General features: G+C 69.5%; 17 protein-coding genes. 11 read left to right on the forward strand and 6 right to left on the reverse strand.

All coding sequences use genetic code 11. From position 1 onward, the window contains the following. The first annotated feature begins 39 nt into the window (after positions 1-39). The 5 genes from VT85_RS01235 (at position 40) to VT85_RS01260 (ending at position 7690) form a co-directional block, all read left to right on the forward strand. Positions 40-1722 carry a glycoside hydrolase family 5 protein gene (locus tag VT85_RS01235; RefSeq protein WP_156512603.1) on the forward strand — a complete coding sequence of 561 codons (1683 nt, stop codon included), beginning with the start codon at positions 40-42 and terminating at the stop codon, positions 1720-1722. Between the two features lie 861 nt (positions 1723-2583). Next, on the forward strand, positions 2584-4542 hold the full coding sequence (gene dnaG / locus VT85_RS01245; protein WP_068409474.1) for a DNA primase: 1959 nt from the start codon (positions 2584-2586) through the stop codon (positions 4540-4542). Positions 4543-4552: 10 nt separating this feature from the next. Then, positions 4553-6226, forward strand: coding sequence for an RNA polymerase sigma factor RpoD (rpoD, locus tag VT85_RS29830; RefSeq protein ID WP_068421187.1), 1674 nt, complete (start codon positions 4553-4555; stop codon positions 6224-6226). A gap of 99 nt (positions 6227-6325) precedes the next feature. Continuing rightward, positions 6326-7090 carry a zinc ribbon domain-containing protein gene (locus VT85_RS01255; RefSeq protein WP_068409476.1) on the forward strand — a complete coding sequence of 255 codons (765 nt, stop codon included), beginning with the start codon at positions 6326-6328 and terminating at the stop codon, positions 7088-7090. A gap of 117 nt (positions 7091-7207) precedes the next feature. After that, on the forward strand, positions 7208-7690 hold the full coding sequence (locus VT85_RS01260) for a zinc ribbon domain-containing protein (protein WP_156512604.1): 483 nt from the start codon (positions 7208-7210) through the stop codon (positions 7688-7690). A 161-nt stretch (positions 7691-7851) separates the two neighbouring features. Here the strand turns inward: VT85_RS01260 and VT85_RS01265 are convergent, their stop codons facing one another. From VT85_RS01265 to VT85_RS01275, 3 genes are all read right to left on the reverse strand, one after another. Beyond that, complete coding sequence (locus tag VT85_RS01265; RefSeq protein WP_068409480.1) at positions 7852-9072, reverse strand: zinc-dependent alcohol dehydrogenase; 1221 nt, start codon at positions 9070-9072, stop codon at positions 7852-7854. 20 nt (positions 9073-9092) lie between these two features. After that, positions 9093-9965, reverse strand: coding sequence for a glucose 1-dehydrogenase (locus tag VT85_RS01270; protein WP_068421196.1), 873 nt, complete (start codon positions 9963-9965; stop codon positions 9093-9095). A gap of 122 nt (positions 9966-10087) precedes the next feature. Continuing rightward, positions 10088-10855, reverse strand: a complete 768-nt coding sequence (locus VT85_RS01275; RefSeq protein WP_068409482.1) for a 3'-5' exonuclease — start codon at positions 10853-10855, stop codon at positions 10088-10090. Positions 10856-11153: 298 nt separating this feature from the next. On the opposite strand from VT85_RS01275, the gene VT85_RS01280 reads away from it, so the two are divergent. Beyond that, entirely contained in the window at positions 11154-12062 is a 909-nt protein-coding gene (locus tag VT85_RS01280; protein ID WP_068409484.1) for an ARPP-1 family domain-containing protein, read from the forward strand. A gap of 11 nt (positions 12063-12073) precedes the next feature. Here the strand turns inward: VT85_RS01280 and VT85_RS01285 are convergent, their stop codons facing one another. Further along, complete coding sequence (locus VT85_RS01285; protein ID WP_068409486.1) at positions 12074-13420, reverse strand: PHP domain-containing protein; 1347 nt, start codon at positions 13418-13420, stop codon at positions 12074-12076. A 243-nt stretch (positions 13421-13663) separates the two neighbouring features. Here VT85_RS01285 and VT85_RS01290 point away from each other — a divergent pair, with 243 nt between their 5' ends. The 4 genes from VT85_RS01290 to VT85_RS01305 all read left to right on the forward strand — a co-directional run bounded on the left by VT85_RS01290 (position 13664) and on the right by VT85_RS01305 (position 17374). Next, positions 13664-14122 (forward strand): hypothetical protein, encoded by a 459-nt coding sequence (locus VT85_RS01290; RefSeq protein WP_156512605.1) that lies wholly within the window; start codon positions 13664-13666, stop codon positions 14120-14122. Positions 14123-14511: 389 nt separating this feature from the next. After that, on the forward strand, positions 14512-15489 hold the full coding sequence (locus tag VT85_RS01295) for a DUF1559 domain-containing protein (RefSeq protein WP_068409490.1): 978 nt from the start codon (positions 14512-14514) through the stop codon (positions 15487-15489). 48 nt (positions 15490-15537) lie between these two features. After that, positions 15538-15939, forward strand: coding sequence for a hypothetical protein (locus tag VT85_RS01300; protein WP_068409492.1), 402 nt, complete (start codon positions 15538-15540; stop codon positions 15937-15939). Between the two features lie 58 nt (positions 15940-15997). Further along, positions 15998-17374, forward strand: a complete 1377-nt coding sequence (locus VT85_RS01305) for a carboxymuconolactone decarboxylase family protein (protein ID WP_068409494.1) — start codon at positions 15998-16000, stop codon at positions 17372-17374. Positions 17375-17442: 68 nt separating this feature from the next. On the opposite strand, the gene VT85_RS01310 is transcribed toward VT85_RS01305, so the two are convergent. Together VT85_RS01310 and VT85_RS01315 are read right to left on the reverse strand one after the other, a co-directional pair. Next, complete coding sequence (locus VT85_RS01310) at positions 17443-18810, reverse strand: DUF1501 domain-containing protein (RefSeq protein WP_068409497.1); 1368 nt, start codon at positions 18808-18810, stop codon at positions 17443-17445. 60 nt (positions 18811-18870) lie between these two features. After that, positions 18871-21366, reverse strand: a complete 2496-nt coding sequence (locus VT85_RS01315; RefSeq protein ID WP_068409499.1) for a PSD1 and planctomycete cytochrome C domain-containing protein — start codon at positions 21364-21366, stop codon at positions 18871-18873. Positions 21367-21618: 252 nt separating this feature from the next. On the opposite strand from VT85_RS01315, the gene VT85_RS01320 reads away from it, so the two are divergent. Next, on the forward strand, positions 21619-25662 hold the full coding sequence (locus VT85_RS01320) for a serine hydrolase (protein ID WP_068409501.1): 4044 nt from the start codon (positions 21619-21621) through the stop codon (positions 25660-25662). Positions 25663-25667: the final 5 nt, after the last annotated feature.

A 25667-nucleotide genomic window follows, 5' to 3' on the forward strand; every position in this document is an offset into this window, starting at 1 on the left:
ACCGCCCTCGCGGCGTCCTTCTTTCCGGGAGTCCTCTCCATGACGTTCCGCACCCGAAGGATCGCGCCTCCCTCCCTCGTCCTGGCGCTCGGCGTTTTGCTGGCCTCGTCCTTTCCCCCCTGCCCGACTTCGGCCGCCGCCGACGCCCCCGCCCGGCTCGCCACGACCGGCCGATTCGATCTCAAAGGGGACGTGCCGCTGGACGACGGCCGCGTCGTCGCCGGCGACGGCTCGATCGGTCGCATGAACTGGGTCCCCGCGGATCGCGTCGGCGAGGGCTACACGATCAATTTCGCCATCAACCGGCTGGGCTGGCGTCGTCTGGCCGTCTCTTTCAGGCCGTCCCGGTCGGGGACGGTGACGTTGACCTTGATGGGACCCTGGGAGCAGTCGTCGGCGGGCGGCGTGCTCCGTCAGGAAGTGCTCTGGGACGACCTCCGCGTCGAGGGTGCGGAACTCGCCGCCGACCCTGGGTTCGAGTCGAAGAGGGGCTGGGAAGGGGCGGGAGTCGTCGAGCCTCCGCCCGCTGCGTCGGGTTCCCGAGTCGGCCGGACGTGGCACGACGAGACCCTCTCGACCAGGCTCGCCGTGAAGGCGGGGGTCCCGGTCGTGATCCATGTCCAGGCCCTCGCGCGGACGCCCGAAGGCTATAAGGACATGAAGCCTATCGTCGGCCGCGATACTCCCGCGCACCGACTGGCGAAGCAGTTCCTCCGCGGCGCCAACCTGGGGAACGGCCTGGAAGTCCCGCCGGGGCAGGACTGGGCCGTGAAGTACACCGGGGACGACGTGAAGCGCATCAAGGCGGAAGGGTTCGACCACATCCGCATACCCGTCGGCTGGCACCACTACGTCGGCCCCGCGCCCGATTACAAGCTCTCGCCCGACATCTTCAAGAAGGTGGATGACTTCCTCGACGCCGCCGCGCGCGAGGGCCTCGGGGCGATGATCAACATCCACCACTTCGACGATTTCACGGCCGACCCGGAGGGCCGGAAGGCCGAGTTCCTGGCGATCTGGCGGCAAGTCGCCGAGCATAACGCCGGGCGTCCCGCGAACGTCGCCTTCGAACTGCTGAACGAGCCCAAGGACGCCGCCACCACCGAGGTCGTCAATCGGATCTTCGCCGAGACCGTGAAGGTCATCCGCGAGTCGAACCCCGATCGGCTGATCGTCGCCGGCCCCGGGCGGTGGAATTCGATCTCCGAACTCCCCGCGTTCCGGCTGCCCGACGACGACGGCATCCTCGTCACCGTCCACTCGTACGACCCGTTCTTCTTCACCCATCAGGGGGCGTCCTGGACGAATCGCGGCGACGACGGCAGGCAGAAGGGGATCCGATTCCCCGGGCCGCCGGCTTCGCCGCTGTCGGCCGATCCCGCGCTTCGGCTCACGCCCGGCTTCCTGGCCTGGATCCACGAGTACAACACCGCCCCGGCCGCATCGAACCCGTCGAGCCCCGCCGTCATGGACAAGGCGGTCGAGGCGATCCGGGAGTGGTCCGAACACTACGGCCGTCCGGTCTACCTCGGGGAGTTCGGCGCGATCATGGCGGCCGACCCGGAGTCGCGGGCCAATTACTATCGCGAGTTCCGCAAGCGTCTGGAGAAGGCGGGCGTAGGCTGGGCGATCTGGGACTGGCACGCCGGCTTCAACTACTGGGACGTCGACGAAGACCGCCCGCTCCCCGGCCTCCGCGAGGCTCTTTTCGGCCGCCCGTGAACGCACGGAGAGGTCCCTCGGGCGCTGCATACGACATCCGGGCCGCGATGAGAACTCGTCGCCGGAAGTCGGATGTCAAGAGGAACCTCCCCGCAAGCCGATGGAGATCTTGCTCGCCCTCATCGGGTTCGACGCCCTTCCCTTCCAGCGAAGGGGGAGCGTCGTCCCGGCGTGGCTCGGCCGGCCCGGCCCGCCCGGTCCGTCGACGAAGCCGTCGCTCGCTCCCCCGTCAGGTCTTCGGGCCGCTTTCCTCGCCGAGAGGGAGGTCGAGACGCGAGGGGCGAGGCTGATCCACGCGGACCGGGGGAGAGAGCGAAAACGCGATCAGAGCTTCCACGGCCCTCGGCCCGATCCGCCGAGGATCGAGCGACCCGCCGTGAACGGAGCCGCCCCAGGCCGGGAGCCGAAACGAGCCGCCGGGGCCGATCTGGCGGAGGGGGCCGTCGCGGCTCACCTCACCAAACCCGGGGGCTTGACTTGGACACCTGGTTTGAAGGACATTTCGTGAGGGGCTTTGGACGTCCCGATTCGAGTTTTGAGGGGACGATTCGGGCTGCGACGAGGTGAGGGGATGGAGACGGGGGGTTTTCTGGTGGACGCATGGATAGATTAGGGGTGGCCGAGCGGTGTTTGACCTAACTGCTAAAACCATGCCCGGTTAGAGAAAACGGCGTGAAGTCGGCGGGACGCCTCGAAAACTTGACGGTTTTTCGAGGGGGCCTATAATTTTTCTGAATCCACCGACCGACGAGAGTTGGGCACGTAAAGAACAAGGCGCGAGCGCGCCGGCGATCTCTGATGGGATCGACGACGGCGTGAACCACGGAACCGGACTCGCGCCGGAATGGTCAGGAGAATCCCGTGCCCAGGCAATCCGACGCGACGAAAGCCGCCATAAAACACGCGGTCGACATCGTGGGGTTGGTGGGTGAATACCTACCTCTGCATCGGGCCGGATCGCGCTACAAGGCGCTCTGCCCGTTTCACGACGACCATAATCCGTCGTTGGAAGTGAATCCCGAGCGACAGACTTTCAAGTGCTGGGTCTGCGGCGCGGGGGGGGACGTCCTGGAGTTCGTGCTGAAGATCGAGCGGATCGAGTTCCCCGAGGCGTTGCGGATGCTGGCGGAGCGGGCGGGGATCACGCTGGAGAGCGGCCCGGCGTCGACCGTGCGGCCCGAGGGCCCGTCGAAGACGGAGCTGACGGGGGTGCTGGCGTGGGCGGAGGGGGCGTTCGAGGAGGCGTTGGGGCGGCATGAACCGGCTCGGGGGTACATCGAGGGGCGGGGGCTGACGGCGGAGACGGCGGCGCGGTTCCGTCTGGGGTACGCCCCGGACGATCCGGCCTGGCTGTTCGAGTCGGCCCGACGGCGAGGGGTGTCGACCGATCTGCTGGAGAAGGCGGGGTTGGCGGTTCGTCCCGAAGAGGGGCCTGGTAAGGTTCACGCGCGGTTTCGGGGTCGGCTGATCTTTCCGATTCATGACGAGCGGGGCCGTCCGGTGGGATTCGGGGGACGGATTCTGCCGGAAGCGGAGAGGGCGGCTTCGTCTCGGGGGTTTCGTGTCGCAAAATATGTTAACAGCCCTGAGACGGCCCTCTTCCAGAAGCGTCGGATCCTGTACGCGGCGGATCTTGCGAGGACGGCCTGTCGCGAGGCGGGCTGGGTCGCGGTGATGGAAGGGTACACGGACGTGATGGCGGCGCATCAGGTGGGGCTGGCGAACGTCGTGGCGACCCTGGGGACGGCGTTCGGCGACGACCACGTCCCCATGCTGCGACGGCTGGCCGACCGGGCGTGCCTGATCTACGACGGCGACGAGGCGGGGCAGTCCGCCGCCGAGCGGGCCCTCGAGATCTTCCTGGGACATGAGCTGGACGTGCGGGTGCTGTCGCTCCCCTCGGGCCTGGATCCTTGCGACTTCCTCTTGAGCGAAGGAGCCGACGCATTCCGCAAGCTGGCCGCCGAGGCGCTCGATCCGCTGACCTTCGTGCTCAACCGGGCCCGGTCGCGGTTCGACCTGGATTCGATCGAGGGTGCCCGTCGAGGGGCCGAGTGGGTGCTCGGCATCCTCTGCCGGGTCCCTTCCCGGCCGGGCACGGTGCAGGACCTGGCGCTGAACAAGGCGCTCGACTCGCTGGCCCACGCACTCCGGCTGCCGATCGGTCCCCTGGCGAGGCGGCTCAAGGAGCTGCGGGGGGCCTCGCGGCGAAGGGGGGCGGAGCGGGCCGGCCTCTCCCCCCCCTCGGGAGCGAACCCGGTCGAGGCGGCGACGGCACCCCCCCCTCCCCCCCCGGCCGACCTGCTGAGGGCGATGGACCCGGTGGAACGCGAACTGGTGGCGATCGTCGTGGCCCAGCCCGAGACGGTCGCCCGGCTGGTCGCCCGGGTCCCCCTGGCGGCGATCCGTGACGACTCCGCCCGCGCGATCCTGGACGCGGCCTATGATCTCTACGGTCAGGGCGAGACGCCGACCTTCGAGGCCATCAAAGACAATCTGGACGACCCCCGACCCCGGTCGGTCGTCGCCTACCTGAGCGACCTGCAAGACGGACTGGACCGCCCCGAACTGCAACCCCTGGACGCCGTCCAGTTCCCCCCGGGGACCTGGGGCGAGCGGCTCGACCCGGTGCTCGGCCGGCTCGCCGAACGCGAGCGGCTGACGCGGCTCGCCGACTTGCGGCAGGCCCTTGATGAGACCGACCGGGCGACCGAACCCGACGCTTACCGCGCCTTGCAACTGGAATATCGTCGACTACTGACTCAGCGGGTCGGGACTCCCGAGAAGAAGACGCGTCCCGATCCGACGTTTCGTGCGTGAGGGAGGAATGATGGATAAGCTGGACGAGGGCCTCAAAGCTCTCCTCGAACTGGGTAAGCGACGTGGTTTCCTGACGTTCGATCAGGTCAACGACGTCCTTCCCGACGACGCGACGAGCCCCGATCGCATCCACGGCCTGCTCGAGACGCTCGACGAGATGGGGGTCGAGCTGATCAACGAGGATGAGGCCGAGGCCCGCCTGCTGGCGTCCGGCGACCTCGACGACGAGTCCGAGGACCTCGCCGAGGCCGAGGAGGAGGAGGAAGAAGACGCCGAGCTCACGCCCGAGGAGCTGGAGGACATCTCCCGGCGGATCGACGACCCGGTCCGGATGTACCTCACCCAGATGGGCGAGATCCCCCTGCTCACCCGCGACCAGGAGATCAACCTCGCCAAGAAGATCGAGGTCACCCGCAAGAAGTTCCGCCGCAAGGTCCTGGAGTGTCACTTCGCCCTGGCGCTGGTGGTCGACGTCCTCAAGAAGGTCTCCGACGGCGAGCTGCCGTTCGACCGCACCGTCAAGGTCTCGGTCACCGAGAACCTCGAGAAGGACCAGATCCTCGGCCGGATGCCCCACAACCTCGCGACGCTCTCCCACCTGATGGAGTGCAACGTCCGCGACTTCAAGGCGTTCATCCGCGACCGCGAGCCGACCTCCCGCGCCGGCCTCGTCAACGACCTCAAGCGCCGCCGCTTCAAGGCGGTCAACCTGGTCGAGGAACTCTCGATCCGGACCCAGAAGGTCCAGCCCTTGATGAAGCGGCTGGAGCAGATCGCCGTCCGCATGAACGAGCTCTTGTTCCAGCTCCGCGAGTACCGCGCCGGCCGGGTCGGCAAGGAAGACCGCGCCAACCTGGTCAAGGAGCTCAAGGACCTGATGCGGATCACGCTGGAGAGCCCCAAGAGCCTCCGCCGCCGCGTCGCCGTCATGAACTCCCGGTTCAAGGAGTATGAGCAGGCCAAGCGCGAGCTCTCCGGCGGCAACCTCCGGCTCGTCGTCTCCATCGCCAAGAAGTACCGCAACCGCGGCCTCTCGTTCCTGGACCTGATCCAGGAGGGGAACACCGGGCTGATGCGGGCCGTCGACAAGTACGAGTATCGCCGCGGCTACAAGTTCAGCACCTACGCCACGTGGTGGATCCGCCAGGCCATCACCCGCGCCATCGCCGACCAGGCCCGGACGATCCGCATCCCGGTCCACATGATCGAGACGATGTCCAAGCTCCGCAACGTCTCCAAGAAACTCCTCCAGGAGAAGGGCCGCGAGCCGACCATCGAGGAGACCGCCAAGGCCGCCAACATCTCCGTCGAGGAGACGCGGCGGGTCATGAAGATCAGCCGACACCCGATCTCGCTCGACCGCCCCGTCGGCGAGAGCGAGGACAGCTACTTCGGCGACTTCATCGAAGACGAGGCCGTCGAGAGCCCGATCAACGCCGCCACCCAGGAGATGCTCAAGGACAAGATCGACCAGGTCCTGAAGACCCTCACCTACCGCGAGCGCGAGATCATCAAGCTCCGCTACGGCCTGGGCGACGGCTACACCTACACCCTCGAGGAGGTCGGCCGGATCTTCAAGGTCACCCGTGAACGGGTGCGGCAGATCGAGGCCAAGGCCGTCCGCAAGTTACAGCATCCGGTCCGAAGCCGGCAGCTCGAGGGCTTCCTCGAGAGCACCGGTTAATGCGGTCTTCAACCGCCGGTCGTTTCGACCGGCGGTTTTTTTTTGGTCCCGAACGGACGCATCGCGACCCCCCCCTCCCCCAGACGGAGAAAACGAACCATGACCGCGACCGCCGACGCCCTCCGCGAACTCCACACGCTGCACCAGCGCGCCAAGGCGATCCGCGACCGCCTCCTGTCCGCCCCCAAGACCCTCGCCGCCCGCCAGACGGCGCTCGCCGCCCGCCAGGCCGACGTGGAGAAGGCCCGCAAGACGCTCCAGGACTCCAAGCTCGGCCTCAAGAAGAACGAGCACGCCCTGCAGGCCTCGCAGGCCAAGATCGACGACCTCAAGGTCAAGCTGAACCTCGTCAAGAAGAACGAGGAGTACAAGGCGCTCCAGAACCAGATCGCCCACGACACCTCCGCGATGGGCAAGTATGAGGACCAGGTCCTCCACGCCTACGAGACCATCGAGGCCGAAGGCGTCGAGTTCTCCCGCTTCGAGGCCGAGGTCCAGGGGGTCGCCGACGAGGTCGAGAAGCTCAGGAAGACCATCGAGGACCAGGCCGTCGCCCAGAAGGCCCAGCTCGTCGAGCTGGAGGCCGCGATCGTCGCCGCCGAGGACTCGATCCCGGCCGACCAGCGCGAGCAGTACCGCCGGGTCGTCCGCCAGCTCGCCGCCGACGCCCTGGCCCCGGTCGAGGCGGGCGCCTGCACCGGCTGCTACACCTCCGTGACCTCCCAGATGGTCAACGAGCTGATCAACCGCGACACCCTCACCTTCTGCAAGAGCTGCGGCCGGCTCCTCTACCTGGCCGACAGCGAGGCCGAGTCGTCCCGCAACCCCGAGAAGCCCAAGCCCCGCTCCCGCGCCAAGAGCTGAGCCGGACCGGACCGGGCCGCGCCGGCCGTCCGGCCCGTCCCCCGCAATATCGCCGCGAGTTCGGCGAATGGATTCGCGACGAGAAGATTGCGTCCCATCCCTCTCGCGGAGGTCTCGATGAAGCCGCCGATCCCCGCCCGCGACATCTCGCCCGAGCGCCAGGCCATGTACTACGCCGGGATGGCCGCCGGCGTCGTGGGCGCCCTGCTGTTCGTGTCGACGTTCTTCAGCTTCGCGATGAACTTCGGGAACTTCGACGACTTCGAGGGCCGGGCCCGGAGCATCTTTCTCCGGGCGGTCGGCGGCATGTGCCTGATGGTCGTCGGTCCGGCCGTGATGGGCGTGGCGGCTCGCGGCCTGGCGGGGTCGGGCGTGAAGCTCGATCCCGAACAGGCCCGGCGCGACCTGGAGCCCTGGTCGCGGATGCGGGGGGGCGTGATCGGCGACGTGCTCGACGAGATCCCCGCCGTGCAGCAGGTGATCGACCGCCTGGGCTCGGCAGACCAGACCGTCGAGGTCGTCCGCGTCCGCTGCAACGCCTGCCGGGCGCTCAACGACGAGCACGACAAATTCTGCGGCCAGTGCGGGGAACGACTCTGATACCAAATTGACTCGATCTCCGACTATTGGGTGGCGCGGGTTCGTCCCCGAACCCGGGCCACCCGAGGCCGCTCGGCCAAGGCGACTCATCAAAGCGATTACGTATGAGATCCCCTCCCGCCCCGCGGAATCCGGAGACGCTCCTGGCCGGGCGTGGCGGGTCACCGCGACGGTTTGAGTTCCACCTTCACCCAGCCCGCCTTCCGCTTGTCGAACGCCTTGTAGGCGGAGAGGGCGTCGGTCAGGGGCTCGACCTCGGTCAGCACCTTCAGCGGGTCGACCTTGCCGGCCGTCACGGCCTCGATCAGCCGCGGGATGTACCGCCGGTGGGGGCAGTTGCCCATCTGCAAGGTGAGATTCTTCATCATCGCGGCGCCGATCGGGAACCGGGTCATGGTCTCCGGGTAGACCCCGATGATCGACAGCGTGCCCGCCTTGGCCAGCGCCTGCACCGCCCAGGTCAGCACCTGCGACGGGGAGTCGCCCGGCACCCACTGGCCGCCCCAGGTCGCGCCCGAGCCTTCAACCTGGGTCTCCTTCTGTTCCTCCTTGAACTGCGACTTCATCGCCCGCGACTCGGCGTAGGCGGGGCCGCTCTCGGGCCGATAGGCGTCCACGCCCACGGCGTCGATGGCCCGCAGAATGCCGACGCCGTCGGTCAGCTCCTTCATCTTCGCGACGGGGTGCTCGGCGTTGAAATCGATCGTCTCCGCCCCCAGCTCGCGGGCCTTCGCCAGGCGGTCGGGGAGCGTGTCGACGGCGAACACCCGGCCGGCGCCCATCAGCCTGGCGCTCACCACGGCGAAGAGGCCGACCGGCCCGCAGCCGAAGACGCAGACCGTGTCGCCCGGCTTGATCTCGGCCGCGTCGGCTCCGAAGTAGCCGGTCGGGAAGATGTCGGACAGCAGGATCGCCTGGTCGTCGGTCATCTCGGCCGGGAGCTTGACGAGCGTCGGGTCGGCGAGGGGTACCCGCGCGAACTCGGCCTGGAGGCCGTTCAGGGGGCCCGTCGTCTTCGGCCCGCCGAAGAACGCGGTGCCGGCCTGCTTGCCGTTCGGGTTGGCGTTGTCGCATTGCGACTGGTAGCCGCTCCTGCAATATGAGCAAGAGCCGCAGCAGACGGTGGAAGGGACGACGACGCGATCGCCGACCTTGAAGCCGACGACGGCGGAGCCCACCTCCTCGATCACGCCGACCCCCTCGTGGCCCAGGATCGTCCCGGCCGCCATGCCGGGCATGGTCCCCCGGATCATGTGCAGGTCGGTGCCGCAGATGGCGCTGGCGGTGAGGCGGACGATCGCGTCCGTGGGTTGCTCGATCTTCGGCTCGGGGACGTCGTCGAGACGGATGTCCCCCAGCCCGTGGAATACGACGGCCTTCATGAGTCCCTCCCGCGTGCGTGTCAGATGAGCGGCCTGCCCCCGGTGACCGCGACCGTCGCGCCCGCCATGTAGCTGGATTCGTCCGAGGCGAGCAGGACGAAGACCGGGGCGAGTTCGGCGGGCTGCCCGGCGCGGCCGAGGGCCGTGTCCTTGCCGAAGTTCTTGACCTTCTCCACCGGCATGGTGGCCGGGATCAGAGGCGTCCAGATCGGCCCCGGCGCCACGCAGTTCGCCCGGATCCCCTTCTTGCCGAGCATCTGGGCCAACCCGCCGGTGAAGTTCTGGATGCCCGCCTTGGTCATGGCGTAGGGCAACAGATTGGGGCTCGGGTTATCGGCCTGGATGGAGGAGGTGTTGATCACCGCGCCCCCCCTGGGCATGTGGGGCACGGCCGCCTTGGTCAGCCAGAACATCGCATAGAGGTTGGTCTTGAGGGTCCGGTCGAACTCCTCCGTGTCGATCTCCGAGATGTCCTCCCGGCTCATCTGGAAGGCCGCGTTGTTGACCAGGACGTCGACCTTGCCGAATTCCTCCACCGCGCGGTCGATGATCGCCTTGCAGTGGGCCTCCTCGCCGACGTCCCCCGGCACGGCGACGCATTTGCGGCCGGCGGCCTCGACGACCCTGACGGTCTCCCGGGCGTCGCTTTCCTCGCTCAAATACGAGATGAGGACGTCGGCGCCTTCCCGCGCGAAGGCGAGCGCCACGGCGCGACCGATCCCGCTGTCCCCCCCGGTGATGACCGCGGCCTTCCCGGCGAGCTTGCCCGTCCCCTTGTAGCTCGCCTCGCCGTAGTCCGGCCGCGGGTCCATCTCGGACTCCAGGCCGGGCACCTCCTGTTTCTGGGATGGATAAGGGGGGACCGGGTGTTTGCTGCGAGGGTCTTCCGCCATGGCGTTGCTCCTGGTGTCGTCGCATGCGGGCCGCCGGGCCATGCGGATGGCCGGGGGGCTGGAATCGATCCGGGATGAGCGGAATGATCACGCAATTGACATACCAGGGGATGCGGATGCGGTCAGGAGGCCCGCCTGAGGGCTTCGGAGGCGATCTGCTTGGTGTCTTCGAAGTAGTCGACCTGGAGCATCCATTCGAGGTAGTCGGGCTTGGTGCGGGCGACGTCGTCGAGCGTGCGGCCCTTGTACTTGCCCTTGATGAAGATGATCTCGCCTTCCTCGCGCTTGCCGAACATGCCCCCCAGGTCGAGCGCGTTCGGGTCGGTGCAGTACTCGTGGAGGCCGTCGACCGTCGTGGGGAGGTCGTCGTATCGGGAGACCTGGGCGTCCAGGACGGCCAGGGTCGCCAGCACGTCGGCCTCCGCGCCGTGGGCGCCCTCGTGTTCGAGGCCGCAGTAGAACTTGTAGGCGGCGGCCAGGTCGCGGCGCTCGCGCTGGTGGAAGATGTGGCAGGCGTCGACGACCTTCCGCCCGACCATGGGGAACGGGACGTTGACGCGGGCGTACTCGGCGGCGAGCAGCCGGAGGTCGTACCTCAGGATGTTGAAGCCCGCCAGGTCGCAGCCGTCGAGGTGCCTCGCCAGCCCCGGGGCGATGGCCCGGAAGCTCGGCATGTCGGCCACGTCGTCGTCGGAGATCCCGTGGACGGCGGTGGCCTCGGGGGGGATCGGGACGCCGGGGTTCACCCGCCGGGTGCGGAGGTCGGACTCGCCGCCGGGGGAGAGCTTCAGGACGCTGACCTCGACGATGCGGTCGACCTTGACGTCGGTCCCCGTGGTCTCCAGGTCGAGCACGGCCAGGGGACGTTCCAGGACGATGTTCTTGAGCATGAACCCTCCGCGCGATTGGTCTCTCCGCTTGAAGGTTTTTTCGGCGACGGCGCGGCGGCGATAACGGCTTTCTTCGCCGGCCTCCCCCCTTCGCGCCGGAAGCCGCCGCAGATCCTCCCCATCCCCACCCGGACGCCGCGGGAATCCGCCGGCCGAGGGATCGCGGCGGGATTAATGGGAGTGGATGCGGCCGATCGGATATCCTGGGGGCCGGACGAGGCGCGACCCGTCGCCGTTCCGGGCCCGCGACGGGCCGGGCGTCGGGTCGCGACGGCCCCCAGGGCCCGAGGAATCCGCCATGACGATGCTCCCCGAACTCCGCATCGGAGACCCGATCCGCCACGAAGCCCTGACCGTCTTCCCGCTGTTCTCGCCCCCGGATGAGGCCGTCGACTACCTCCTCTCCGACGAGGCGATCGGCGCGGGGACGGTCACTGTGGAGGAGGTCGACGAGGGGGGCTCCGTCCCCCAGCTCCTCGTCAACAACGCCGGCGACTCATCCGTCCTCTTCCTCGAAGGCGAGGAGTTGCGGGGGGCCAAGCAGAACCGGGTGCTGAACACATCGGTGCTGGTCGCCGCCAGGAGCAAGACCAAGATCCCGGTGAGCTGCGTCGAGCAAGGCCGTTGGCGCTACCGCTCTCGTCAGTTCGCCCCGAGCGAAACCCATTCCTCCTCGAAGCTTCGGCGAAGCCTGAAGGAGACGGTCACCCGCTCGGCCAGGGCGGGCCTCGGCCACGCGTCGGACCAGGGGGCCGTCTGGAAGGAGGTCGCCCGTCAGATGAACGCGCTCGACGCGACGTCCGAGACGAGGTCCATGGCGGATACCTACGAGCACCACCGGGCCCGCCTGGACGAATTCCGCGACCGCCTGGGGTACGTCGAGGGGGCGAACGGCGTCGCGGTGGCGATCGGGCCGGAAGTCGTCGCCGTCGACCTGTTCGACCGCCCCGCGACCTGTCGCAAGGTCTGGGCCCGCCTGCTGAGCGGGGTCGTCATGGACGCGCTGGAGGCGGGCTCTCCGGCCAAAACCGCCGAGGCGGCCGACGTGGAGAGCCTCCTCGCCCGGCTTCGCGCCGCCGAGTGGGAATCGGTCCCGGCGGTCGGCGAGGGGCTCGAATATCGCACGGATTCCGTGCCGCCGGCCCACGCCTCCTCGCTGGTCCTCGGCGACACGATCGTACACGGCAGCGTCGTCGTGGGGGCCTGACGGGGCGTCGGTTATTTCGTGGCGGGTGCGGCGGCGTCCACGTCGGAGGCGAGCCGTCCCTGCCAGCCGACCGGCTGGGTCCACGCCTGCGCCATCTGGCCGGGGAACGAGGGGTTCGCGGGGGCCTGGTTCGCGGTGACCACGGCGCGGACGTAGAGTTCGTCGCCGGTCAGCTTGTACTCGGCCTTGAGCCCTTCGACGGTCGCCAGGACCTTGCCCACGTCTTCCGAGTAGCGCTGGGTGACCGCCAGGGGCTTGCCGTCCTTCTCCTGGACGGGCTTCCGGGAGCGGTCGTAGCCCTGGGGCGTGCCGATGAACCTGGTGGTGTAGGCGGCGTCCCCCTGGGGCTCGATCTCCAGGCTGAGCGTCTTCGATTCCGCGTCGAAGCGGACGTCGTTCAGCGTGACGCCGCTGGAGGCGTAGAAGTCGCCGGCGGCGATCGCGTTGATGATCGACTCCGGGGTCAGGAAGCGGGCGCGGACCATGACCCAGCCCCGGCCGGGCGACGAGGAGCCGTCGAAGTAGTGGTGCGAGTCGTCGGTCCCCAGGCCGTAGACGGGGGCCGCATCCAGATCGGCGATGCGCAGGGTGTTGATGACGTCCCACATCCGATCCAGGTCGGCGTGGTGCTCGTCGCCCTGCTGGTGGACGTCGGGGTGGCCGTTGTAGATCTCGAAGAACCGCTCCTTGGTGACGATCGCCAGCTCCTCGGCGGTGATCCCGTAGCCGAAGTTGGGGTGGTTCAGGTGGCCCAAAATCGGGCGGCCCAGGCGTTTGGATTGTTCCTCGATCGCGGCCAGGTTGTTGGCCATGACCTCGGGGACGCTCCGCCCCCCCTGGGGCTTGATCAGCTCCAGCAGGTTGGTGGCGTTCATGTGGATCGGCTTGGATTCGAAGCGGTCGGTGATCTCCTCGCCCTGGATCAGCAGGAAGCGGCCGGGCTGTTCGAAGAGCGTGCGATATTCGCTCAGGGGCTTGAGCCGGACCTGCCTGTCCCCCCCCTCGGTGCGGGTCTCGATCCAGGCTTCGCCGAACGTCTTGAGGTAGCGGTCGAATCCGGGGTGCCCGGCCCGCTTGTCGGCCGCGGCCACGCTCAGCCACTTCTCGCCCTGGCCGATGGTGTTGTGGTCGGAGAGGGCGAGGAACTGGTAGCCGCGTCGAGCGTACCAGTCGACGATCATCTCCGGGTAGTCGTCGCCGTCGCTCCAGAGCGAGTGGGTGTGCAGGTTCCCCTTGTGCCAACGGGGCTCGGCGGCGGCCGTCGGCGCGTCGGCGGGCGGGGCCGCCTGCGCCGGAGTCATCGAAGACGCGAGGCCGAGGACCAGGAAGAGGGCCGGCCGGGAGATCGATCTGCGCATGGAGGGCCTCGATCGAGGGTTCGGTTTATCAGGGCGTCGATTATACGCCGCTTCGGACCCGGCTCCGAATCCCCTGCGATGCGGGGTGAGATTTTCCTGGACGAACGGGGTCCCAGAAAGCGCTCGAAAAATCGAGCCGCCGCTCCTTGCAACGCCCCCCGACGGGTTGTACTCTCTCTTTGCTATTCACGTGTCAATTCTGGAATTCTCATTGCACACGGTGGACGATTCGATCACGTGTCGATGATTCCCGAGGCAAACCCGAAGCGATCGACGCGGCCCTGGGCGGTGATGCTCCTCACGCTCACGGCCCTCGTCGCGCTCGCGCCGACGTCCGCCGACGCCGGTTGTCTGGGGCACGCCGTCTCGAGCGCGGACTCCGTCACGGTCCTCGGCCTCGATGAACTGACGGAGGCCGATACGTTTGCGGGTTCCGCCGCGAAGCCACCGGCCCAGCCCGCTCCGACCGACGCCCCGCCGCGATGCTCGGGAGCGTTCTGCTCGGGAAGCCCGGCCGTCCCCTCGCCGACGGCCGCGGTGCCGCTCCCCACTTCCGGCCTGTGGGCGATCGTGGGCGACGCGCCCGAAACGCGAGTCTCTACGTCCCAGCCCTTCCCCTGCGACGATCCGTCGCGACTCCCCCTCACGCGCGACCTCTCCATCTTCCACCCTCCGCGACTCCGCGCCGCGACGTCGATCTGAACCGGCGCGATCGCCGACCGTCGTCGTGGGACTTTCCCACCTCGGGCGCGCCTGGTGCCGCCGGCGCTTCGCGGACTACTCCGCTCGGCGTTCGAGATCCTGACGCCGACCTCCTGAATGTTCCGTCGCGCTCCTCGGGAGAGACGCCCCGCCGACGCGCCTGACGGTCGTCGACGTACGTGTCGCGACCCGTCCGCGCTCGAACGTCGGTTCACGCCGTCGAGGGGGGGGGGCGCCGCCCCATCGACCGGGATCGCGGCCGATCGGGATCCGTCCCGACCCCATCCCCCGACGGGGAGCGGCCCACGACCGGCTTGATCGCGCCGCGCGCATCAAGAAGCCCGAACTTCGTCGCCTTGCCGAACCATCAAGATATTAGAGAGGTCCTCATGAATCGTCGTAGCGGCTTCACGCTCATCGAGCTTCTGGTGGTGATCGCGATCATCGCCGTGCTGATCGCCCTGCTCCTGCCGGCCGTGCAGTCGGCCCGCGAGGCCGCCCGGCGCGCCCAGTGCGTCAACAACTTCAAGCAGTTCGGGATCGCGCTGCACAACTATCACGACGTCCAGGGGGCGTTCCCGATCGGTCGAAGCCTGAACGTGGCGACCGGCGCCACGAACGACATCTCGCATCAGGCCCGGCTGCTCCCGTACATGGAGCAGACGAGCGTCACGAACTCGCTGAACTTCAGCCTCGCCTCGCAGCACGCGGCGAACTCGACGGCCCTGGTGACGAGCATCGCCAGCTTCCTCTGCCCCAGCGACGCGGCGACCCAGCTCCCCACGGGCTGGGCCGGGATCAACTATCGCGCGAACTGCGGGACCAGCATCGTCAACTCGTTCGGCGCGCAGGACTCGTCGCAGGTCAACGTCGCGATGCCGCCGCCCAACGGGCTGCTGTTCACCGATTATGCCGTGCGGCTCTCCGACGTGACCGACGGAACGAGCAACACGGCCGCCCTGAGCGAGCACGTCAAGGGGGACTTCAGCAACACCATCTCCACCGAGATCTCCGACACCTACCGGCCCGGCACCTACCCGGCCACCGCGGACGAGGCCTACCAGATGTGCCTGGCGGTCGACATCCGCGACCTGACGATGCAGGGGAACTCGAACGTCGGCGCGCCGTGGCTGACCGACAACCACACGTCGACGCGCTATTACCACGGCAGCCCGCCCAACTCCCGGGCGTGCATGTTCCCCCCCTCGCGGATCAGCACCACCGCCAACAGCCGCCACTCCGGCGGCGTCAACGTGGGCCTGGCGGACGGCTCGGTCCGGTTCGTCAAGTCGGCGATCAGCCTCCCCGCGTGGCGCGCCCTGGGCACCCGCAACGGCGGCGAGGTCCTCAGCAGCGACAGCTATTGACGGTCCGCGTCGCGCGTCGTCCGAATCCCTCGATCGGAGTTTCCTGTGTTGAATGAGAAACGAACCGCTCTGCTTCGTCGCGCGGTCGCGCTGGCGTTCGCCACGTGTCTGGCGCTCGGGGGGGCCGGCTGCGGCTCCTCCGGGACGCCCGCCGATCCCGACGACGGTCGAAAAGCCCTGCTGGCCGCCCTCGACGCCTGGAAGGGGGGAGAGAAGCCCGACGCTCTCGCCCATCGGACCCCGTCGATCCACGTCGCCGACGGCGACTGGAGTTCCGGGCTCCTGCTCCAGGACTACAAGCCCGACGACGAGGGGAGGCACGTCGGGGCCGACCTCAGCTACCAGGTCGTGCTCGAATTGAAGAACGCCAGGGGGAAGGTCGTCAAGAAGACCGCCGTCTACGCCGTGTCGACTCAGCCGCAACTCCTGGTCCTGCGCCAGGACGATTGAACCCGTCGCCCTCAAACACGATCTCCAAACCTCGGGAAACGGATAGGGGTCCTCTCGTATGAAGAATCGACTGTGTTCGATGCTCGCCGCGTCCCTGATCGCGGCCGCGCCCGCCGCCTCGGCGTCGGCGGACGAATCCCCGGCGGCGGGCGGTCCGTCGAAGGTCGCCGCGACGCGGCAGGAATTGAAGGAGCAACTCGAACGCTCGAAGGAGTCGCGGCCTCGGCTGCCGCTTCCGCCGCCGACCGAGTCTGAGATCGCCGAGGCGAAGGCGAGGTCCGAGTCGGCGAGGGCCGGGGCCGGGGCCTCCCCGCGCGGGATGGGGGGCGGAATCGTCAACAACGGCCGCTTGCGGCAGATCCACATCGACCCCGATCTCCTCGGCTCCGGAAGCATGGGGTCGCGCGAGCCCGACCCGGCGATGACCCTCGACGGCACGTTCAAGACGATGCTGTTCTGGATCGTCTCGCGAGCGAACAACTGCACCTACTGCCAGGGACATCAGGAGGTCAAGCTCGCGGGCGACGGCGTGGGGGAGGACTCGATCGCCGCGCTCGACGGCGACTGGTCGGAATTCAGCCCCGCCCAACGCGCCGCGTTCGCCTTCACGCGCAAGTTGACTTATGAGCCGTACGCGTTGACCGACGCCGACCTCGACCGGCTGCGCGAGCACTACAATGATCTCCAGATCCTCGAGATCGTCATGACGGTGGCGGGCAACAACGCCACCAACCGCTGGACCGGGCCGCTGGCGATCCCCCAGGAGAAGCATCGGGTCTTCCTGACGCCGACGGCCGAGAAGTACAAGACGATGCGCAGCCTCGTGGCCCCGATCGACCCGAACGCGGTCTGCGCCAAGCCGGCGTCGCGCGGCGAGTTGGAGTCCCGGGCCGAGGTCGAGAAGGCCCTGGAAGCCGCCCGCCTGCGCGACCCGCGCCTGCCGCTGGCGACGGACGACCAGGCTCGCTCGCTGCTCTCCTCAGAACCGTCGCGGCCGGGGGTCCAGCCGCAATGGCTTCGGCTCCTCGGGAACTTCCCCAAGGGGGGCAAGCGGCTGGCCGACTCCCTCACCCGCGCCGAGACGAAAGGCAAGCTGAGCCCGAGCCTCAAGGCCAAGATCGCCTGGGTCGGGGCCCGTCACGATCGCGCCTGGTACGCCCTGGGGCACGCCAAGCAGCGTCTCAACGACCTGGGGCTGTCCGACGACCAGGTCTTCGCGCTGGATCGGGCCGATTTCGACAGCCCGGCGAATGAGCAGGCGGCGCTCGCCCTCGTCCGCAAGATCACGGAGGACCCGGCGCTGATCACCGACGCCGACGTCGAGGCCGTGCGCAAGCACTTCTCCGATTCCGAGACCGCCGAGGTGGTCTATCTCGCCACCCAGGCCGCGGCCTTCGATCGGCTGACCGAGGCCGCCGGACTGCGTCTGGAATAATGATGGGATGATGCGTCGAGGGGCGCGAAGGCTCCGGCCTTCGCGCCCCTCGATCGGTCGATCCCGGTTCAGGCGATCACGGGCTTCACGACCTCGCCGTGGACGTCGGTCAGGCGGAAGTCGCGGCCGGAGTAGCGGTAGGTGAGCCGGGTGTGGTCCAGGCCCATCAGGTGGAGGATCGTGGCGTGGAAGTCGTGGACGTGGACGGGGTCTTCGGCCGGGCCGTCGCCGTACTCGTCGGAGACGCCGTGGCTGTAGCCCCCCTTCGCGCCGCCGCCGACGAGGAAGCAGGTGAAGCAGCGGCTGTGATGGCCGCGGCCGCGCGGCGTCAGGTCCTGCCAGGGGGTTCGCCCGAACTCCGAGCAGCCGACGATGAGCGTCTCGTCGAGCAGCCCCCGACTCTTGAGGTCGGCGATCAGCGCGGCGATCGGCCGGTCGATGTTCCGCGACAGGGCGCGGTGGTCGTCGATGTTGTTGTGGCTGTCCCAGTTGGTGTTCGAGCCGACATCGAACAGCTCGACGACCCGGACGCCGCGCTCGACGAGCCGTCGGGCGGTGAGGCACTGGGCGGCGAACGAGTCGGGGGCGTCGGCCGACGCGCCGTAGAGGTCGAGCGTGGCCCGGGACTCGCGGCCCAGGTCGAACGCCTCGGGGGCCTCGCGCATCAGGCCGTAGGCGGTGTCGAAGGTCGTCATCCGTGAGGCGAGCAGGCCGTCGGCGTCTCGGGCGGAGAGGTGGGCCTCGTTCAGGTCGCGGAGCATCCGCGCCTCCAGATCCCGTCGCGAGACCGACGGCACGGGGCTCGTCACGTCCGGGAGCGGGTTGGGGCCGGGAATCACCCGCACGCCCTTGTGGTAGCCGGGCAGGAAGTTGGCGTCCCAGACCTGGAAGCCGTTGTACGGCTCCTTCGCCGCGAGCACCACGAACGAGGGGAGGTTCGTGTTGAGCGTCCCCAGGCCGTAGCTGATCCACGAGCCGAGGCTCGGCAATGGGATCGTGACCGAGCCGGTGTGCATCCCCAGGGTGGCAGCCGAGTGGCCGGCCGAGTCGCCGTGGACGGTGTGCAGGAAGCAGACGTCGTCGACGACCCCGCCGACGTGCTCGAACAGCTCGCTGACCATCTTGCCGGACTCGCCGCGGGGGCGGAAGGCGTAGGGGGAGGCCAGGACCTTCCGCGCGCCCACGGCCTTGTCGTGGTCCTTCTGGAGCTTCGGCTTGTAGTCGAAGGTGTCCAGGTGGGAGAACCCGCCCGTCATGAAGAACACGATCATGTGCTTCGCCTTGGCCGGGAAATGGCCCGGCCGGGGCGCCAGCGGGTGGCCCTCGTTGGCGGCGGCGGCGAGTGAGAGTCGGTGGCGGAGTCCCAGACCGCCGGCCGCGGCCAGCGCCGAGCCGCGACGGAGCAACGTGCGGCGATTCATCGATCGGTCGTTCATGGTTCGAACCCTCGGCGTCGGCCGGATCGCTCGCGGCCGACGCGCCCCTCGGTTGATGAATCAGTCGACGTAGAGGAACTCGTTCGAGGCCAGGAGCGCCCGGGCGAGGCCGGACCAGGCCTCCTCGCCGCGACGCTCCGGCGGCAGGCCCTCGGCGGCCAGGCTCTGCTCATAGGACGCCAGGAACTCGTCCGCCCGGCTCTCCTCGGCGGAGGTCGGAGGTCGGCCGAACGCCCGGAGGTAGGCCAGCCGGAGGCGGGACGGGGCGTCGGCCGCGTCGGCGAGCAGCCGACCCGCGAACCGCCGGGCCTGGTCGTGCACGAATGGGCTGTTGAGCAGATAGAGCGCCTGCAAGGCCACCGTGGAGCGGTCGCGCGAGGCGGTCGTCATGCTGGTGTCGGGACCGTTGAACAGCGAGAGGTACGGGTGCGGGTGGAGCCGCTGCACCATCAGGTAGACGCTCCGGTGCTCCGACGGATAGAGAGCCTTGAACTGGTGGTGGGCCGAGAAGGCCCAGGTCTCCTCGGCCGGGAACGGGTGCGCGCCCGGGCGATCCAGTCGAAGGTCGCCCCCCAGGGCGAGCAGGCCGTCCCGAAGGGCCTCGGCGTCGAGCGGGCGGCGGTCGAACCGCCAGTACCCGACGTTGCCGGTGTCGATCGCCGAGTTCTCCGAGTCGTGCTCGGAGGCGAGTTGATAGGTCTCCGACAGCATGATCCGGCGGTGCATCGCCTTGATCGACCAGCCCGAGGCGGTGAAGTCGGCCGCCAGCCACTCAAGCAGGTCGGGGTGGGTCGGCGCCGCGCCTCGGAGGCCGAAGTCGGAAGGGGTCGCCACGATCGGCTTGCCGAAGTGCTGCTGCCAGATCCGGTTGACCATCACCCGCGCGGTCAGGCTGCGCGGCCGGCCCTCGGTCAGCCAGTGCGCCAGGGCGAGCCGGCCGCTCCCGGACGGCGGCAGGTCGATCGTCCCGGCGGGGTCGAGCGCCTTGGGGACGCCCCGATGGACCAGCTCGCCGAGCTTGCCGGGGTCGCCGCCGATCTGCACCTTCACGTCGGTCGGCGCGCCGTCGCGGACGGCGTAGGCTCGCGGGGCGAGGGACGCGGGCCCGGCCTTCTCCAGCTTCGCAAGGTCGTCGCGAAGCCGCTTCACCCGCCGGTCGCGGCGCTGGACGGCCTGGGCCAGTTCCGCCTTCACCGCCTCGACCGCCTGCGTCGTCGCGGCCCGATCGGCCGGCCCGGCGGCCTCGGCGACGAACTCGGCCACGGCGGCCGACAGGGCCAGGTCGCCCGCCTTCGCCGCCGACTCGCCCGTCGATTCGGCCTCGGCCAGATTCGCCTTCAGCTCGGCGAGCTTCTCGGCGAATTGCGCCTCGTACGCCTTCATCGCGTCGGGCGGGACCAGGGGGGCGAACTCGCTCGGCTTGTGGTCTTCTTCCGAGCCGGCGAACGGATACTTCGTCCCGGCGAAAAAGCCGTAGAGGGCGTAATACTCGTTCGCCGAGATCGGGTCGAACTTGTGGTCGTGGCAGCGGGCGCATCGCAGCGAGAGGCCGAGCACGACCTGGCCGGTCGTGTTCAGGGTGTCCTCGATGATCTGGTGCATGTCTTCGAGTTTGATCGTGCCGAACCGCTTCGCCTGGGCGAGGAACCCGGTGGCGATCACGCGGCGGGCGTACTCTTCGGGCGGACCCTCGGCGGCCATCACGTCGCCGGCGATCTGCTCGTGGAGGAAGCGATCGTAGGGGACGTCGGCGTTGAACGCGTCGATGACGTAGTCGCGGTAGAGGTGGGCCTCGGGGATCGGGTAGTCGGAGTTGTCGCCGGCGGTGTCGGCGTATCGGGCGAGGTCGAGCCAGTCGCGGCCCCAACGCTCGCCATACTGGGGCGAGGCGAGCAGCTCGTCGACCAGCCTCGCGAAGGCGTCGGGGCGGTCGTCGGCCGCGAAGGCCTCGACGCGGTCGGGCTCGGGAGGGAGGCCGATCAGGTCGAACGTCGCCCTTCGAATGAGGGCGCGGCGATCGGCCTTCGCGACCGGGTGCAATCCCTGGCTTCGATGTCCGGCGGCGATCAAACGGTCGATCGGGGCGGAGGCCCAGCCGGTCGGGTCTTCGGGAGGAGCGACGGCGCGGAGCGGCTCGAAGGCCCAGTGCGCCTGGCCCTCGATGGGCTTCGACGCGGCGGCCGCGGGCCAGGGCGCGCCGGCGGCGATCCAGGCGGCCAGGTCGTCCTGCGCGGCGCGGGGGAGCGGCCCGGCGGGGGGCATCTTGAGGTCGTCGTCGGTGTGACGCACCGCCAGGAGCAGCGGACTCCCCTCGGGGTCCCCCGGCGCGACGGCCGGCCCGTTGTCGCCGCCGGAGAGCATCGCCTCGCGGGAATCGAGCCGGAGGCCGCCGCTCTGCTTCGCCTGGCCGTGGCACTTCACGCAGTTGTCGGCGAGCACCGGCCGCACGCGAAGCTCGAAGAACGCCTCGGACGCCCCCTCGGGAGCGTCGGCGAGCGCCGTCCCGCCCAGGACCAGGACCGTGGACAGCCAGCTGCCGATGAGAGTCCGATTCATGTCTCGCTCCTCCGCGTCCCATGGTCGCGGGCTGATTGTTGAACAACGATCCAACTGAAGATACCCTGCGTGCGGCCGCGCCGGAAGTCCGAATCGAACCCGCCGCGACGAGTCGCGGGCCGTGCGGGCCCTCGCGACGGCGGGACGATCGGGCGGTTGCCCGCGGTCGCGCGACGTGCGACGATCCTCGAAGGACGCCGTCGGCCCCACGGCGTGCGTCGACGAACCTGGATGTCGACACGTGAGGAACCCATGCCGATCTCGATCCTCCTTCCCTGCCTCCTCCTGGCGATCGCCCCGGCGGACGCCCCTCCCCCGGTCCTCGACGAAGCCCGCGACGGCCCTCCCCGCGCGATGCTCTCGCGCTTCCTGAATGGGGAGGCGGAGAAGGCGTTCGACGCCCGACGCGCGGCGGTGGCCGCGATCAAGACGCCCGACGACCTGGTCCGGCGCCAGGTCGACCTGAAGGCGCGGTTCCTCCAGGCGCTCGGCGACCTTCCCGAGAAGACACCGCTCAACGCGCGCGTCGTGGCGGCCGAGGACCGCGACGGCTACCGCCTCGAACGGATCGTCTATGAGAGCCGGCCCGGCCACCACGTCACGGCGTTGTTCTATCGACCGATGGGGCCGCCCCCCTTCCCCGCGGTCCTGATGCCTTGCGGCCACGACGCCGTCGGCAAGTCGGCCGAGGGTTACCAGCGGGCGTGCGCCCTGCTGGCGCGCAACGGGATCGCGGCCCTCTGCTTCGATCCGATCGGCCAGGGGGAGCGTCGGCAGGTCCTCGGCCCCGACGGCGCGCCGATCGGTCCGGGGGGGACGGGCGAGCACACGTTGATCCACGTCGGCGCGCTGCTGGTCGGCCGGAGCACGGGGGGCTATCGCGTCTGGGACGGGATTCGCAGCCTCGACTACCTGGCGAGCCGGCCCGACGTCGACGCCTCCCGGCTCGGCTGCACGGGCTGCTCCGGGGGCGGGACGATGACCTCGTACCTCATGGCCCTGGACGACCGCGTGGTCGCGGCGGCGCCGTCGTGCTACATCACGTCGATGGAGCGGCTCCTCGCCACCATCGGCCCGCAAGACGCCGAGCAGATCGTCACCGGCCAGGTCGCCTTCGGGCTGGAGCACGCCGACTACCTGGGCCTTCGCGCCCCGCGCCCCACCCTGATCCTCGCCTCCACGCGCGACTTCTTCGACATCCAGGGGACCTGGACGAGCTTCCGCGAGGCGAAGCGGACGTACGGGCTGCTGGGGCTCCCCGAGCGGGTGGACATCATCGAGGCGGACGAGACGCACGGCTATCCCGTCGCCCACCGCCAGGCGATGGCCCGCTGGATGCGCCGGTGGCTGCTGGGCAAGGACGAGCCGACGACCGAGGCGGAACTCGCCGTGCTGTCGGACGCCGCCCTGCTCTGCACGACGAGCGGACAGGTGCTCGCCGACCTGCACGGCAAGTCGGCCTTCGACCTCAACGGCGAACGCGCCGACGAGCTGGCTCGGGCGCGGGCGGCGGCGGGGCCGCGCGACCGGGACGCGCTGGCCGCCGAGGTTCGTCGCCTGATCGTCCTGCGCGACCCGATCGGGCCGGCCGGGCGCGAGGATCGTGGCGAGGCCGCGTGGGGCGGCGGGACGGTCCGCCGTCTGGTCTTCGAGACGGAGCCGGGAGTCAAAATCCCGGCGCGACTCTTCACGCCAGCGAAGGTCGATGAGGCCGCGCGCCTGACTGTCATGGTCGGATATGTCGGCGACGAGGCGGTCGCTCCGGGTGGTCCGGTGGCGGCCCTCCTCGCGGAAGGTCGGCGCGTTCTGACGGCCGACCTCCGAGGGATGGGCGAGACGGCCCCCGAGGGGGACGGCGGCCTGGCCGGCGCCGACGCGCCCAATGCGTACGTCGCGCTCTTGCTCGGCCGCCCGCTTCTGGGGCAACGAGTCGGCGACCTCCTCGCCGTGCTCGCGGCCCTGAAGGACGAGGCCCCCGGCGGGCTCGACCTCGTGGGCCATGGGAACGCCGGGCCGATCGCCCTGCACGCGGCGGTGCTGGAGCCGAAGGTCGCCGCCTTGACGCTCGACGGCGCGATCGCGTCGTGGGCCGACGTCGTCCGCACGCCGCTCTCGCGAGGACAACTCGCCAACGCGGTCCCTGGCGTCCTCGCCGTCTACGATCTGCCCGACCTGGCCGCCGCGTTCGCGCCTCGGCCCCTGACGATCCGGTCGCCCGTCGATCCGGCGGCGCGTCCGGCGCCGGCCGAGCGGCGCGAGGGGGCGGCGACCGGCTCGTTCGCGCCGCGGACGCGGGTCTCGCTGCGGGGCGATCGGTGGTTCATCAACGATCGCCTGACTCATCGCGAGGCCCCCGCCGAGGGTCTGCTGATGAACGTGCGCATGGTGAACGCGATCTTCGAGGATCGCCGCAGGCCGGACGACGATCCCGACGCAGTCACGGACCGATTCCTGGCGAACCTGCCCGACTACGCGGCGCAGGGCGTCGACGCCGTGACCCTCAACCTCCAAGGGGGCACCCCCGGCTACGAGGGGGCGCTCAACTCGGCGTTCGAGCCCGACGGCTCGCTGCGCGAGGGCTACCTGGCCCGCGCCGCCCGCGTCGTCGAGGCGTGCGATCGCGAAGGCCTGGTGGTGATCCTTGGGTGCTTCTACCAGCGGCAGGACCAGGTCCTGACGGACGAGGCCGCCGTGCGCGCCGGGGTGGCGAACGTGGCGGGCTGGATCCGGCGTCGCGGCTATCGCAACGTCGTCCTGGAGATCGCCAACGAATTCGACCACGACGGCTTCGACCACCGCCTGATCCGGAGCGTCGAGGGCCAGGTCGAACTGATCCGGCTGGCCCGTCGAGAGGCCCCCGGCCTTCTGGTTTCCACGAGCGGCCTGGGACACGGTCGCTATCCCGACGCCCTGGCCGACGCCGCCGACTTCCTCCTGATCCACTTCAACGGCACGCCCCTCGACGACATCCCCGTGCGGATCGCGGCCTTCAAGCGTTTCGGGAAGCCGATCGTCTGCAACGAGGATGCGAAGGAGGGCGAGGCGGGCGCGCGGGCCGCCGAGCTTTCCGTCGAGGCCGGCGCTTCGTGGGGGCTGATGCTGGAGAAGGCCAACCAGCACCACCCCTTCGTTTTCAAGGGCTCCGCGGACGACCCGGTGGTCTACGCGAAGCTGAAGGTGCTGACCTCCCCCCGGACCGACGCCCCGCCCGAGGCGTACTTCCCCCCGGCCGAATCCGAGGGCGGCTGGCGGAAGCTCGACGACCCGGATGCGATCCGTCGCGTCGCCGGGATGGACCCGGCCCGGCTCGCGGATCTTCGCGAATGGCTCCGACGATCCGACGATCGCAAGTTCGCCGCGGTCGTCGTCCGTCGCGGGCACATCGTTCTGGAAGCGGAGCGGGGCCGAAGCGCGACGACCGACGCCTCCCGAGTGGCCTCCTGTTCGAAGGCCGTCTGCGCCACGGTCCTCGCCATCGCTTCGGAGCAGAGCCGGCGCGGAGGATCGGCCCGTCCGATGAGTTTCAACGACCGGGCGTTCGCCTTCATCCCCCAGGCGAGGCCCTTGAGCGACCCTCGCAAGGCCGCGATCACCGTCGGTCAGTTGTTGAACCACACCTCGGGCCTCTGCCCCGAGGCGGCCGGGGCTCCCAACGACGGAACCTGGGAGTACATCCTGGGCCACAGCGGCGACCCGCGCACCGCCCGTCTAGCGTTCGATCCCGGCACCGCCTGCGGGTATTCCACCCACGCGTTCGCTCACGCGGCCCTCGTATGCGAGACCGTCACCGGCAAGCCCTACGATCAGTTCGCCGTCGAGGCCCTCTTCAGGCCGCTGGGGATCGAGCATTGGTGGTTCCAGTACTACGAAGGGGGGCCGAAGTACGGCCGACACCCCTCGCACGGCCTGGGGATGCCGGCGCGCGACATGGCCCGGATCGCCTACTGCATGGCCCGCAGGGGCCGCTGGAAGGACCGGCAGGTGATCCCGACGTGGTTCGTCGAGGCCACCGCCGCCCCCACCCACGACGTCCACGGCCCCGAGCTGCGATTCAAGGTGGACGCCCAGATCTTCTCGTACGGCTGGGAGCTTCCCGCCCGCCTGACCGGCGAAGGAGGCCGCGACGGTCGGGGCATCCCGGCCGACGCCCGTTCCAAGCCTGGATCGGGAGGACAGCTGATCGCCTTCGTGCCGAGCCTCGACCTGGTCGTCGCCCGCCAGACCGGCGGCAGCGGCGGTTGGGAGTATGAGGAATTCCTGCGACGGGCCTGCGCGGCGGTCCTGGACGAATCGTGAGTCCC

It is taken from the genome of Planctomyces sp. SH-PL62, assembly GCF_001610895.1.
Classification (GTDB): domain Bacteria; phylum Planctomycetota; class Planctomycetia; order Isosphaerales; family Isosphaeraceae; genus Paludisphaera.